The organism is Kitasatospora sp. NPDC057692, assembly GCF_042799475.1.
Classification (GTDB): Bacteria; Actinomycetota; Actinomycetes; order Streptomycetales; family Streptomycetaceae; genus Kitasatospora.
In genome coordinates, this window is sequence record NZ_JBHVIV010000016.1 from 69,451 (window position 1) to 82,013 (window position 12,563).

The window sequence follows — 12,563 nt, forward strand, 5'->3', positions numbered from 1 at the left end:
GTCCCGGGTCGGCGGGCAGGCTGGAGGCGTCGGCACGGCGGGCACGGACGGAGGCGGGCGGGTGGAGCAGCTGACGCGGCCGCCCCGGGTGGGTGAACTGACCGCCTTCCTGGCCCGGCTGACCACCGTGCTGCTGCGCAACAGCGGCGAGGGCGTCCAGGAGCTGGAGCCGGCCGTGGCCGGGGCGGCCCGGGCGCTCGGCGGCTCGGCGCGGCTGCTGGTGGTCCCGGAGGGCGCGGTGCTGGAGGTGACCTCCGGCGGCGGGACGAGCACGGTGACCGTCCGGGCGTTCCCCGAGGTGTTCCGCCTCGACCGGCTGGCCGCCGTCCGCGTGCTGCTCGCCGACCTCGCGGCCGGCCGGCTCGCGCTGCCCGCCGCGGCCGGGCGGCTCGCCGCCGTCGACACCTCGCCGCCGCCGTACCCCTGGTGGGCGAAGGCGCTCGGGATCGTGCTGTTCTCCCTCGGCTTCGCCCCGCTGATGCAGCCCACCTGGTGGGAGGTCGGCTCCACCGCCGTGCTGGCCTCGGTGAGTGCGGCCCTCGCGCTGGCGGCGGGCCGCCGGCCCCGGCTGGGCCCGGTTCTGCCGCTGGCGGCGGCCGTGGCGGTCTCGGTGATCGCGCTGCTGGTGTTCGCCCGCACCCCGGCGCACGGCGGACCGGTGCTGATCATGCTGCCCGCGCTGTTCTTCTTCGTGCCCGGCGACTACCTGAGCGCCGCCGTCGCCGAACTCGCCGCCGGGTACCTCACCCCGGGCGCCGTGCGGCTGGTCCACGCGGTGTTCCTGCTGCTCCAGCTGTACGTCGGGATCCTGATCGGACTCGCCGTCACCGGCCGGGACCGGCACGCCCTGTTCGATCTGACGGCCGACCAGGACCTGCCGCGCTGGGCGCTGTTCACCGCCTGGATCGTCTTCACCGCGGGCACCGTGCTGGCCTTCGCCGTCCCCGCCCGGTTCGGGCCGGTGCTGCTGCTCCTGGTCTACCTGACGGTGGCGGCGCAGAGCCTGGCCACCTGGCTGGCGGGCGAGGTGGCCGGGACCTTCGCCGCAGCCGTCGTGCTCAGCGCCGCCGCGACCCGGCTCGCCGCCCGGCCGGGGGCGCCGCCGCGGCTGATCCTGCTGCTGCCCGGCTTCTTCACCCTGACCGTCGGCTCGCTCGGCATGCGGGGCCTCACCGACCTGGCCGGCGGGCACCCCATCGGGGGGTTCCGCGACCTGGTGGAGCTGGTCACCCTGGTGACGGCGATCGCCGTCGGGCTGCTCACCGGCGAGGTGCTGGCGGCCGTGCGGCGCGGCCCGGAGCGGCTGCCCTGAGGGGGCTCAGACCGCCCGGGCGGCCGCGGTCCGGGCCACGGCGGGCGCCTCGGCCAGCCCGCGGACGTACCGGTCGAGCCGCTGCCCGGTCGGCTCCGTCCACCGCCCGGCGTACCGGAAGCCGGCCCGCCGGGCCACGGCCGCCGAGGCGAGGTTCTCCGGGTCGACCCGGATGACGCCCTCGGCCGCACCCTCCTGGGCCGCGTACCGGCCCACCAGGTGCACCGCCCGGGTCGCCAGGCCGCGCCCGCGCCAGGCCGGGTAGAGGCCGTACGCGATGTTGACCTGCCCCGGGCCGAGGCACGGCATCGCGAACCGCAGGTCGATCGTGCCGGCCAGCACCGGTTCCGGACCGGTCCGGATCCCGAACACCCGGGCCGGCCCCCGGTACGCCCACTGCGCGGTGCACCGCCGCACGTACTCCTCGGTGCCCGCCCGGGTGCTCGGCCCGCCGTTCAGCCACCGCACCAGCAACTCGTCCTCGCCCGCCAGGTGCGCGTCGATGTCCGCCGCCCGGAACGGCGTCAGCGTGACGACCCCGTCGGAGAGCCTCACATGATCCATGGGTCCCACTCTCGCGTCCCGGACGCGCGCGCGGCCACCGGGATTTCGGCCAGCTCGCGGGGCGCCGGCGAGGAACGCCGCGAGCCCGCGGGCGGGGGCCTGCGGGCTCGGGGGAGGCGGACGGGGCGGCTCAGTACCAGTGGTGGGACTGCCAGAACGCCCAGGCGCCGCACGGGCTGCCGTAGCGGGAGTTCATGTAGTTCAGGCCCCACTTGATCTGGGTGGCCGGGTTGGTGCGCCAGTCGGCGCCGGCCGAGGCCATCTTGGAGCCGGGCAGTGCCTGGACCAGGCCGTAGGCGCCGGAGCTCCGGTTGGTGGCGGTGACGTTCCAGCTGCTCTCGCGGGACACGATGTTGTTGAAGCACTGGAGCTGGCCGGCCGGGACGATCTGGGCGGCGATCTCGCGCGGGCTGCCGGAGTAGGAGGGCTTGGCGGTCAGGGCGGAGCGCTCCTGCGAGCGGGACGCGGCGGCCTCGGCGTCGGCCCTGGCCTTCGCGTCCGCCTGGGCCTGCGCCGCGGCCTCGGCCTGTGCGGCGGCGGCCTGCGCCTGTGCGGCGGCGTCCGCCTCGGCCTGGGCCTGTGCGGCGGCGGCCTGGGCGGCGGCCTGCGCCTGGGCGTCCGCCTGGGCCTGCGCCTGCGCCGCGGCCTGCGCGTCCGCCGAGGGGTCGCCGGCGGTGCCGACCACCGCGGCGGCGGGGGCCTCGGCGACGGCGGTCCCGCTGTCCGGGACGGCGAGGGCGGCGGTGGCCGCGCTCGCCACCACCAGGGTGGTGATCCCGGTGATCAGCGAGTTGCGGCGGGCATGGCTGAGCTGCATGGAGCGGACGATCCTTTTCCGTCGGGGTGCCGTCGGGGCCTCGGTGGCCGTCGGGGCGTGCCGGCCCCGGGCGGGGCGGTGGCGCGGGTGCCGGGCATCGAGCGGGACCGGCTCCGGGGAGCGGCCCGCGGCGGCCCGCGGGACGGCCGTGGTGGTGCCCCGGTGCGGACGGCGGGGCGGGACGGGGTGCGCGGCGGCGGACCGGCCGCGCTGCCTGGCGACGGCCATTCTTGGCAGAGCCCGGCGGGGGCGGCAAAGCGGCCTGCTACGACGGGCGGTAGTGGAGCGGGCGGCCGGAACGGCGAAGCGCCCGGCCGCTGCCGGGCGCTTCATGGTGATTTATCCGTTTTGGTGAATCGATGGGCGGGTCTCAGCGGTCGTCGACGAACCAATGGTCCGAACCGGGCCTCCGCCTGGGTTGTTCCGGCCGGGTGCCGCAGGATCGGCCGCGCCCGGTCCCGCCGGGCGGCGTACCGCGGAGCCCCGGCGGCGCGCCGCCGGGCGGCAGTCCACTATCGGCGGCAGTAGACCGCCCGACCCCTGTGGGGGGCCTCACACCCGGACGGGGCCAGGGTGGACGCGGGGTGACGGTCCGCTCACGCGCTGTGGTGCGGGTTCGGCTTCGCCGGGTGCGGGGCGTCGGCGTACGGGTTGCCCTGCGGGGGGCCGTCGGCGTACGGGTTGCCCGCCACGGGCCGCCGGGCGTCGTAGTCCGGCAGCTCCGGGACGGCCGCCGCGTCCGGCTCCCCGGCGCCGTCCTCCGTCGCCGGCTCCTCCTCGACGGGCACCAGGTCGCGGGCCAGGAGCGTGGCGCCGGCCACCGCGCCCGGCATGGCGACCACCGTCACCAGCGGGACCAGGAAGCCCAGCACCAGCGGCACACCGAAGCCGAGGGCCAGGCCGAGCCGCCCGCGCAGCAGCCGCAGCCGCTCGCGCTGCGGCACCCCGCGCCGCTGCAGGGCGACCGAGGTCAGCTCCAGGGTGAGGAAGAAGCCCGAGACCAGGAAGCCCAGCACCGGCACCACGGTCTGCCCGACCACCGGGACGAACCCGGCCGCGAACAGCAGCACGCCGAAGCCGCCGGCCCGCACCAGGACGAAGAGGCTGTCCCGGGCCGCCACCACCAGCTCGCGCCAGAGCGGCACCTCCGGCGGGGTCGGCGCGCCGCCCTCGGTCTCGTCGACCTTCTCGCACAGCTCCTCGTAGAACGGCTGGCCGACCAGCAGGGTGACCGCCGTGAAGGTGAGCACCGACAGCAGCAGCCCGCCGACGAAGACCACCGCGGCGAGCGTGGTGCGCAGCAGGTCCTGCCAGAACGAGGACCAGGCGTCGGCGAACGGGGTGGCCCACTCGGCGAGGTCCCCGGCCCAGCCGGCCAGGAAGAACAGCGCCACCGCGTAACCGGCCAGGGTGATCAGTGCCGGGATCATCCCGAACGCCCACCAGCGGCCGTGCCGCGCCACCCACTTCTGGCCCTTGGCCAGGTACCCCATCCCCGCTGCAAGATCTCGCATGAGGGGAAAGGGTAGGGGGCGGAGCGTCGCCGGGTCATGTCCGGTCCGTCACGGAACGGCACCGGAACCGGCACCCGGCCCGGCCCCGGTGCCGGAACGCGGCCGGGCCCGGGAGCCTCCGCAACGGCTCCCGGGCCCGGTGCCCGCGGACGGTACTGCGCGCCGGCTCAGGATGCCGGCGCCACCGCCGCGGCCCGCCGCCGGCGGCCCACCACGGCCGACGCCGCCAGCACGATGGCCGCGGCGACCAGCGACAGGTACATCTGCTTCCGACCGTCGGCGTCGGTGAACATGTACGCCACCACGAACCCGATCATGCCGATCGCGGCCCAGGTGAGGTACGGGTACAGCCACATCCGGACGGTCAGGCGCTCCGGGCACTCGCGTTCGAGGATCCGGCGCATCCGCAGCTGGGAGAAGCAGATCACGAGCCAGACGAAGAGCGCCACCGCGCCGGACGAGTTCAGCAGGAAGGCGAAGACGGTGTCGGGCGAGGTGTAGTTGAAGAACACCGCCACGAAGCCGAACACCACCGAGGAGAGGATCGCCACCCGCGGCACGCCGCGCTTGGTCACCGTGGCGAAGGCCTTCGGCGCGTCGCCGCGCCGCCCGAGCGAGAAGGCCATCCGGGAGGCGGTGTACATGCCCGAGTTGAGGCAGGACAGCACGGCCGTCAGCACGATCACGTCCATCACCCGGCCGGCGCCCGGGATGCCCACGTGCTCCAGCACCGCGACGTACGGGCTGCCCTTGACGGCCGCGGAGTCCCACGGCAGCAGGGTCACCACGAGCAGGATGGAGCCGAGGTAGAAGATCCCGATCCGCCAGATGACGCTGTTGGTCGCCTTGCTGACCGCCTTCTCCGGGTCCTCGGACTCGCCGGCGGCCAGGGTGACGATCTCGCTGCCCATGAAGGCGAAGACGACGGTGAGCATGCCGGTGAACACCGCGCCCACACCGTGCGGCAGGAAGCCGCCGTGGCCGGTCAGATTGGCGGCGCCGACCGCGTGGGTGCCCGGCAGCAGGCCGAACACGGCCAGCGTGCCGACCACCAGGAAGGCGGCGATCGCCACCACCTTGATCCCGGCGAACCAGAACTCGAACTCGCCGTAGGAGGCGACCGAGCCCAGGTTGGTCGCGGTCAGCACGGCCATCACGATCAGCGCGAACGCCCACTGCGGCACGCCCGGCATCCAGTTGTTGAGGATCTTCGCGCCGGCGGTGGCCTCGACGGCCAGCACCACCACCCAGAAGAACCAGTACAGCCAGCCGATCGTGAACCCGGCCCAGCGGCCCAGCGCCCGGTCCGCGTACGCCGAGAAGGAGCCGCTCTGCGGGTCGGCCGCCGCCATCTCGCCGAGCATCCGCATGACCAGGACGACCAGCACGCCGGCCAGCGCGTAGGAGAGCAGGATGCCGGGGCCGGTGGCGGCGATGCCCGCGCCGGAGCCGACGAACAGGCCCGCGCCGATCACCCCGCCGATGGCGATCATCGACAGGTGGCGGTTCTTGAGCCCGGCCTTGAGGTGGCCGTCGCCGCCGTGGCCGGGGGAGTGCCCAGAGGAGCCGGCCGGCGAGGATCCGGCCCGGGTGGTGGTGGTGTCCGCACGCATCGTGAGGGTGCCCTGTGCCTTTCCGGCGCGGCCTGACCCTCGGCTCGAACGCCGGAGGGTGGGGGACGGATCCGCGCATTGCGGTGCAACCTAGTCGCTACCTCCGGCTATCGGAACAAGGCGCTGCGAAGTGTTCGGTCAGCGGACGAAAAAGGCCAGGTCAGTGCGGGTGGAAAGGGCTCACGGAAAGCTCAAATCTGACGCAGCGGCAGCAAGTTGGGGCCCTCCGGCGGGGTTTGTCAGGCGGCCGTCCATACTTCTCGGGTGATGATCGTCCTCGTGGTGCTCGGCGCCCTCCTCGTCCTGGCCCTGCTGGCCCTCGTCCACTGGTACCTCTGGCGGCGGCTGGTGCGCGACGTGTCGGCGCCGGGCGGCCGCTGGCGCCGGGCCGGTACGGTGCTCGCCGTCGTCCTGCCGGTGCTCTCGATCGGCGCGCTGGTCGGCGGGCGGGCGTTCCCGATGGCGGTCGAGCGCTGGCTCGCCTGGCCGGGATTCCTCTGGCTGCCGGTGCTGCTGTACTTGCTGATCGCGCTCGGCGTCGGCGAACTGCTGCGGCCGCTGCTGCTGCGCCTGCCGGCCCGCCGCGGCGCGATACCGGCCGCGGCCGTTCCGGAGGCGGCCGCCGCGGAGGAGGCCCCGGAGCCCGTCGGGGCGGTGCCCGCCGAGGAGGGTGACGGCGCGTCAGTGCGGACCGCCCCCTCGCCGGAGCGGCGGCTGTTCGTCGCCCGGGCGGTCGCGCTCGGCGCCTCCGGCGCGGCGGCGGCCGTGGTCGGCAACGGCACCTACGGCGTCCTGCGCGGACCGCGGCTCAAGCAGGTCACCGTCCCGCTCGCCAAGCTGCCGGCCGGCGCCCACGGCTACCGGATCGCCGTGGTCAGCGACATCCACCTCGGCCCGATCCTCGGCCGCGCCCACACCCAGCGGATCGTGGACACCATCAACGCCGCGAAGCCCGACCTGATCACCATCGTCGGCGACCTGGTCGACGGCACGGTGCCCGAACTCGGCCGTGACGCCGAACCGCTGGCGCAGCTGCGGGCCCGGGACGGGGCGTTCTTCGTCACCGGCAACCACGAGTACTTCTCGGGCGCGGCACCCTGGGTGGACTTCGTCCGGGAGCTGGGCGTCCACCCCCTGCAGAACGCCCGGGTGGAGCTGGGCGGCTTCGACCTCGCCGGGATCAACGACGTCGCCGGGGAGCGGGAGGGCGACGGCCCCGACTTCGGCAAGGCGCTCGGCGACCGCGACCCGGCCCGCACCGCCGTCCTGCTCTCGCACCAGCCGGTCACCATCCACGACGCGGTCCGGCACGGCGTCGACCTCCAGCTCTCCGGGCACACCCACGGCGGGCAGCTCTGGCCGGGCAACCTGATCGCGGAGCTGGCCAACCCCACCGTCGCGGGGCTGGAGCGCTACGGCGACACCCAGCTCTACGTGACGCGGGGCGCCGGGGCCTGGGGGCCGCCGGTCCGGGTCGGCGCGCCGTCCGACATCACCGTCGTCACCCTGGCCTCGCTCCGGGCCTGAGGGGCCCGGGCCTGAGGGGTCCCCGGGCCTCAGGCCTCGGCCACCTCCAGCAGGACGATCCGCCGCGCGTCCGCCGGCCGCCCGGTGAGCCGCGCGGCCAGGATCGCCGGGATGTCGCGCTCCCGCGAGTACCCCGGCACCACGGTGACCTCGGCGTGCCGCACCCCCGCCGCCCCGGCCAGCGCGTACCGCACCCGGTACGTCGTGGCGGCCGGCGGCGGGGCCGGCCCGGTGTCGCGCATCGCGCACCCGCCTTCCGTCCCGCCCTTCGGCCCGCCGTCCATTGTCCGCCGGACGGCACCCCGGCGGCATCCTGTGGCCGAACGCGGCGAACCCGGGCAGAGTGGAAACCCCGGGGCCGGCTGCCCCGGGCAGCGCGAACCGCCGGGACGGCTCCGGGAAGGAGCGACCCCCATGCAGACCACCTGGAAGGGGACGATCAGCTTCGGCCTGGTCTCGATCCCCGTCCACCTGTACTCCGCCACCAAGGAGCACGACGTCCCGCTGCACCAGGTGCACGCCAGCGATGGCGGCCGGGTGCGGATGAAGCGGTACTGCGAGCGGGAGGAGAAGGAGGTCCCGTACGCGGAGATCGCCAAGGGCTACGAGTCGCCGGACGGCCGCACCGTGACCCTCACCGACGAGGACCTCGCCGACCTCCCGCTGCCCAGCAAGAAGATCATCGACGTGCTGGCCTTCGTCGACGAGGGCGAGATCGACCCGCTGATGTTCTCCAAGGCCTACTACGTCGGGGTCGCCGACAAGGCCGCCGCCAAGCCCTACGCGCTGCTGCGCGACGCGCTCGTCGAGTCCGGGCAGATCGCCGTCACCAAGATCGCGCTGCGCACCCGGGAGTCCCCGGCGGTGCTGCGGGTGCACGACGGCACGCTGGTGCTCCAGACCTGCATCTGGCCGGACGAGGTCCGCCCGGCGGCCGGCATCGCGCCCGAGGAGGGCGTCACCGTGCGGCCGCAGGAGCTGAAGATGGCGCGCTCGCTGATGGCGACGCTCTCCGAGGACTTCGACCTCGACCAGCTCCACGACGACTACCAGCAGGCGCTCCAGCAGGTGATCGAGGCCCGGCTGCAGGGCGTCGAGGTGCCGCACGAGGAGGAGGCGGCGGCTCCGGACAACGTCATCGACCTGATGGAGGCGCTGCGCAGCAGTCTGCGGCAGGCCAAGGACGCCCACCCGGGCCGTACGCGCGCCGAGCAGGGCGAGCGGACCGGGGCGGGGGAGGAACCCGAGGAGCCCGAGGAGGCCGAGGAGAAGCCCGCCCCGCGCAAGCGTGCCGCCGCGAAGAAGACCACGGCGGCCAAGAAGACGGCGAAGCCCGCCGCGAAGAAGACCGCGACCCGGAAGTCCACCACTCCCCGGAAGGCCTCGTGACCTCCCCCGACCGACACCCCCGGAGGCGATAGCCGATGGACCTCATCACCTACAAGGCCCTGGACACCGGCCCCGACGCACCGGAGCACCCGAGCTGGGCGCACCGGGCCCTGCACTGGCTGTGCAGCCTCACCCCGACGGCCGTGGTCTTCATGGTCGGCCTCTCGCTCGGCCTCGGCGCGGTCGCCTCCCAGGTGACCTGGCTGCCGATGCTGATCGTCTTCAGCGTCGTCTGGGGTGCCACCCTGCTCGCCCTGGTCGGCGTTTTCGTCCGCTGGCGGACGTCCCTCCCGGCCCGCCACCGGATGGCCGCGGCCTGACGCCACCGGCCCGGAGTCCCCGGCCCGGAGTCCCAGGCCCGCACACCGCGGGCCGGGGCCACCGGGCCGGGTCCGGCCCGTGCGGGCGGGTTCAGCCCTTGAACAGGTTGTGGCCGACGTCCGAGGGGACGATCTCCTTCACCGGCGTGCTGTTCCCGTCCGGGACGGCCGCACCCGGCACCGGCTCGTCGCCCTCGCGGTGCAGCAGCACCACCCCGTCCTCGGCCCAGACCTGCCGGTAGCCGTGGGCGAGCAGCAGCTCGATCCGGTCGGCCTGCTCGTCCGCGGTCTGGAAGGGGAAGGTCCGGGTGTCGGAGCGGATCAGCACGTAGTCGCGCCCGCGCGGGGTGGCGTCCACCAGGACGACGTCGGTACGGCCGACCAGCCGGGGCACCACCTGGTTGTCGGCCTCCACCAGCGCGCCGTCCGGGATCCGAGCCGCCCCCCGGACCAGGGCGGCGTTGCTCGCCGAGGGGCGCCAGAAGGCGGGGGTGAGCACGCTGATCCCGCCCAGCAGCAGGCTGCACACCAGCGAGCCCGCCACCACCACCGTGCCCAGGCCGTAGGCGGCCCGCCGGTGCCTCCCGCCCCGGGCGTACAGGCGGCCGAGCACCTCCAGGCAGGCGGTGAGCAGTACCGGCCAGAGCAGGGCGTCGTAGTGGTGGGCGATCGACCAGTGGTTGGGGTTGTCGGAGAGGACCCGCTCGGCGAGCAGCGGCAGCAGGCAGAGCGTGGTCGCGGAGCGCAGCGGCAGCAGGAGCAGGGTGCCGAACAGCCAGAGCAGCAGCAGCGGCTTGATGGGTTCGTCGGTGGCGACCCGGAGGAGCAGCAGCGGGTCGCCGAGCAGGTTGGTGAACGCCGTCCCGGCGTCCGGGCCGATCGGGCCGTACACCCAGTAGTAGTCCGGTTGGCCGCCCATCGCGGGGATCAGCCAGACGATGGCGAGCGCCGAGGCCAGCGGGCCGCCGACCAGCAGGCCGGCGCCGTGGGCGAGGCCGCGGCGGTCGCCGGCCCGCTCGCCCTGCCGGTCGCCGCGCGGGCGGTTGCGCCAGAGCAGGACGAGGCCGTAGACGCCGACCAGCAGGCCGAGGTCCTCCTTGGTGGCGCAGAGCAGGGCGGCGGCGAGGGCGGCGGTGCCGTAGCGGCGGGCGAGGCCGCGTTCGAGCATCAGCAGGATGAGCGGGGCGGCGAAGGCGACCTCGTGGAAGCCGCCGCGCCCGGCGGCCAGCAGCGGCCAGCCGATTCCGTAGACCAGGCCGGCCAGGTCGGCGATCCGGCCGACGACGCGGGCGTGCGCGGCATCGGAGTCCTCGCCCGCTCGGCCCGCTACGCCCTCCTCGCCCTCCCCGGTCGGCCGGGCGAAGCAGTGGGCCGCGATCCGGCGGATCAGCGGGACGCCGGCCGCCAGCAGCAGGGCCTGGCCGAGGATCAGCGTGCGCGGGTCCTCCCAGATCCAGTACAGCGGGGCGAGCGCGGCCAGGATCGGCGAGAAGTGGTCGCCCAGCAGCGAGAAGCCGGGCGGGAACTCGTGGTGGTAGCTCTTGACCGGGGAGACCGGCAGGCCGAGGTCCGCGTACCCGGCCACGCCCTGGTGGAAGATGCCGAGGTCGAACCCGCCGAGCAGGACCGCCGACCACTGCTGGAGCCCGCAGGCGGCGGTCACCGCGAAGCAGAGCAGGGTCAGGACGGCGGTCCGGCGCCCGGAGAGCGGTCCGGCGCTGCCGGACGCGGACGGGCGGACGGCGCGCGGCAGCAGCGGCCGGTTCGTTCGGGTGGACGGGCTGAGCCCGGTTTCGACTGGCACGGGATCCCTGAACTGGTCGGAGACGGGGGCAGGTGCGGAGCGGGGCGGGCGGCCCCGGGCCGGACGGGGCGGTGCGCGCCCGGCCGGGGACGGCGGGTCAGCCGGATCCGGGCGTGCCGGGCGCGGGCGCGTCGGCCGCCGCGGCGGGGGCGCCGCCGGCCGTGCGCTGCAGCAGCGTGATGCCGTGCTCGCTGCGGACCACGTGGTAGCCGCTGCGCTTGGCGGTGGCGAGTTCCTGCCGCTCCTTGTCGGGGGACAGCGGCCAGCCCATCGGCTGGTCCTCGTCGACCACGATCCACTCGGCGCTCGACCACTTCTGCGGCCAGCCGAAGGTGATGACCTCGCAGCGGTTGGTCAGCTGCGGCACCAGCCGGTTGGAGGCGGCGACCCGGGCGTCGTCCGGGACGGCGGCCAGCACCGAGCGGGCGGCCTCGACCCGGGCCGGGGTGCGCCACAGGTCGAGGGTGAACAGCTGGCTGAACGCGAAGCCGGGCAGGAAGGCGAGGGTGACCACCGCGCTGACCGGCAGGGCCGCCCGGGCGAGCCACCGGGGCAGCACGCCGTCCCGCTCCCGCGCCTTCACCAGGACGTCCACGAAGGCGATGAAGACGATCGGCATCAGCACGGCGCTGTAGTGGTAGCTGGTGCCCCAGTAGGCCGGGTTGTTGGAGAGCAGCCGCCAGCCGAGGGTGGGCAGCGCGACCAGCATCAGCGGCGAGCGGGCGGCCAGCAGCACGGTCGGCGCGAGCAGCATCAGGACGGTGGTGACCTTCTCGGCCGGGGTGACCAGGTCGAGCGGCAGGGTGAGCAGGTTCCGGCCGCCCGAGCCGCCGCTCAGGTTGTCCCAGTAGGCGAAGCTGCCGCCGGGGCTCATCGCCGGGAGCAGCACCAGGAGTTCGAGCAGCGAGGCGCCGACGCCGAACACCGCGGTGGCCGCGCCGACCCGGCGGTCGCCGCGCCACAGGATGTACGCGCCGACGGCGGCCACGGTGATGCCGAGGTCCTCCTTGACCAGCACCAGCGGAGCGGCCCAGAGGGCGGCGGCGGTCCAGCGCCGCTCGCCGAGCGCGGTGACCGAGAAGGCGATCAGCGGCACCGCGAAGGTGATCTCGTGGAAGTCGAAGCCGAGCGCCGAGGCGAGGCCCCAGGAGAGCCCGTAGCCGAGGCCGGCGACCAGCGCGGTGGCCGGCCCGGCGCCGCGCAGCGCCCAGCGGCAGATCGGCACGGCGGCGACGGCCACCAGGGCGGACTGGGCCAGCAGCAGGGTCTTGGCGGACGGCCAGATCCAGTAGAACGGGGCGAGGGCGGCGAGGACGGGTGAGAAGTGATCGCCCAACAGATTGAAGTCGGGGCCCTTGAGTTCGACGATCGGGCCGCGGCCCTCGGCGTAGCCGCGGACGCCCTGCTCGAAGATTCCGAGGTCGTATCCACTGGTGAGCAGGAGTTCGTGGCGGCGGACGGTGAAGAACGCGTAGACCAGGAACAGGGTGAGGGCGACCGCCCAGGGGAGGAACCGCACCCGCCGGTCGGCGGGGGATAACGTGACCGACGACTCGTCACTCTCCGTCCTGCGGTGGAGTGCTGATGTGAGTGTACTAATTGTCACTGAACATCCCCGTCGTTCCGGGTGCGAGTGGTCTTGCGGCCGATTCTGGTCGGAGGTCCGGGGCGGCGGGCTGGTTCAGCCGTGAGCGAACGCCGCC

The 12,563-nt window shown here is 74.7% G+C and carries 11 protein-coding genes; 4 read left to right on the plus strand and 7 right to left on the minus strand.

Annotated elements, in window-relative coordinates; all coding sequences use genetic code 11:
• The first annotated feature begins 61 nt into the window (after positions 1–61).
• On the plus strand, positions 62–1,312 hold the full coding sequence (locus ACFVFS_RS12445; RefSeq protein ID WP_380623093.1) for a threonine/serine exporter family protein: 1,251 nt from the start codon (positions 62–64) through the stop codon (positions 1,310–1,312).
• 6 nt (positions 1,313–1,318) lie between these two features.
• On the opposite strand, the gene ACFVFS_RS12450 is transcribed toward ACFVFS_RS12445, so the two are convergent.
• From ACFVFS_RS12450 to ACFVFS_RS12465, 4 genes are all read right to left on the minus strand, one after another.
• Positions 1,319–1,876 (minus strand): GNAT family N-acetyltransferase, encoded by a 558-nt coding sequence (locus ACFVFS_RS12450; protein WP_380623095.1) that lies wholly within the window; start codon positions 1,874–1,876, stop codon positions 1,319–1,321.
• 130 nt (positions 1,877–2,006) lie between these two features.
• Entirely contained in the window at positions 2,007–2,693 is a 687-nt protein-coding gene (locus tag ACFVFS_RS12455) for a transglycosylase SLT domain-containing protein (RefSeq protein WP_380623097.1), read from the minus strand.
• Between the two features lie 596 nt (positions 2,694–3,289).
• Positions 3,290–4,207: an EI24 domain-containing protein gene (locus ACFVFS_RS12460; protein WP_380623099.1), complete on the minus strand. Its 918-nt coding sequence runs from the start codon at positions 4,205–4,207 to the stop codon at positions 3,290–3,292.
• Positions 4,208–4,374: 167 nt separating this feature from the next.
• The gene (locus ACFVFS_RS12465; protein WP_380623101.1) at positions 4,375–5,820 is read right to left on the minus strand and encodes an amino acid permease; all 1,446 of its coding nucleotides are present in this window, start codon (positions 5,818–5,820) and stop codon (positions 4,375–4,377) included.
• 267 nt (positions 5,821–6,087) lie between these two features.
• On the opposite strand from ACFVFS_RS12465, the gene ACFVFS_RS12470 reads away from it, so the two are divergent.
• The gene (locus ACFVFS_RS12470; RefSeq protein WP_380623168.1) at positions 6,088–7,347 is read left to right on the plus strand and encodes a metallophosphoesterase; all 1,260 of its coding nucleotides are present in this window, start codon (positions 6,088–6,090) and stop codon (positions 7,345–7,347) included.
• A 29-nt stretch (positions 7,348–7,376) separates the two neighbouring features.
• Here the strand turns inward: ACFVFS_RS12470 and ACFVFS_RS12475 are convergent, their stop codons facing one another.
• A complete protein-coding gene (locus tag ACFVFS_RS12475; protein ID WP_380623103.1) occupies positions 7,377–7,589 on the minus strand; it encodes a hypothetical protein in 213 nt (70 codons plus the stop codon).
• A 172-nt stretch (positions 7,590–7,761) separates the two neighbouring features.
• Between ACFVFS_RS12475 and ACFVFS_RS12480 the strand changes: the two genes are divergently transcribed.
• Together ACFVFS_RS12480 and ACFVFS_RS12485 are read left to right on the plus strand one after the other, a co-directional pair.
• Complete coding sequence (locus ACFVFS_RS12480) at positions 7,762–8,736, plus strand: Ku protein (RefSeq protein WP_380623105.1); 975 nt, start codon at positions 7,762–7,764, stop codon at positions 8,734–8,736.
• A gap of 35 nt (positions 8,737–8,771) precedes the next feature.
• Positions 8,772–9,056: a hypothetical protein gene (locus ACFVFS_RS12485; protein ID WP_380623107.1), complete on the plus strand. Its 285-nt coding sequence runs from the start codon at positions 8,772–8,774 to the stop codon at positions 9,054–9,056.
• Between the two features lie 91 nt (positions 9,057–9,147).
• On the opposite strand, the gene ACFVFS_RS12490 is transcribed toward ACFVFS_RS12485, so the two are convergent.
• Both ACFVFS_RS12490 and ACFVFS_RS12495 read right to left on the minus strand, forming a co-directional pair.
• On the minus strand, positions 9,148–10,860 hold the full coding sequence (locus ACFVFS_RS12490) for a DUF2079 domain-containing protein (RefSeq protein WP_380623109.1): 1,713 nt from the start codon (positions 10,858–10,860) through the stop codon (positions 9,148–9,150).
• 97 nt (positions 10,861–10,957) lie between these two features.
• Positions 10,958–12,379, minus strand: coding sequence for a DUF2079 domain-containing protein (locus tag ACFVFS_RS12495; protein WP_380623111.1), 1,422 nt, complete (start codon positions 12,377–12,379; stop codon positions 10,958–10,960).
• Positions 12,380–12,563: the final 184 nt, after the last annotated feature.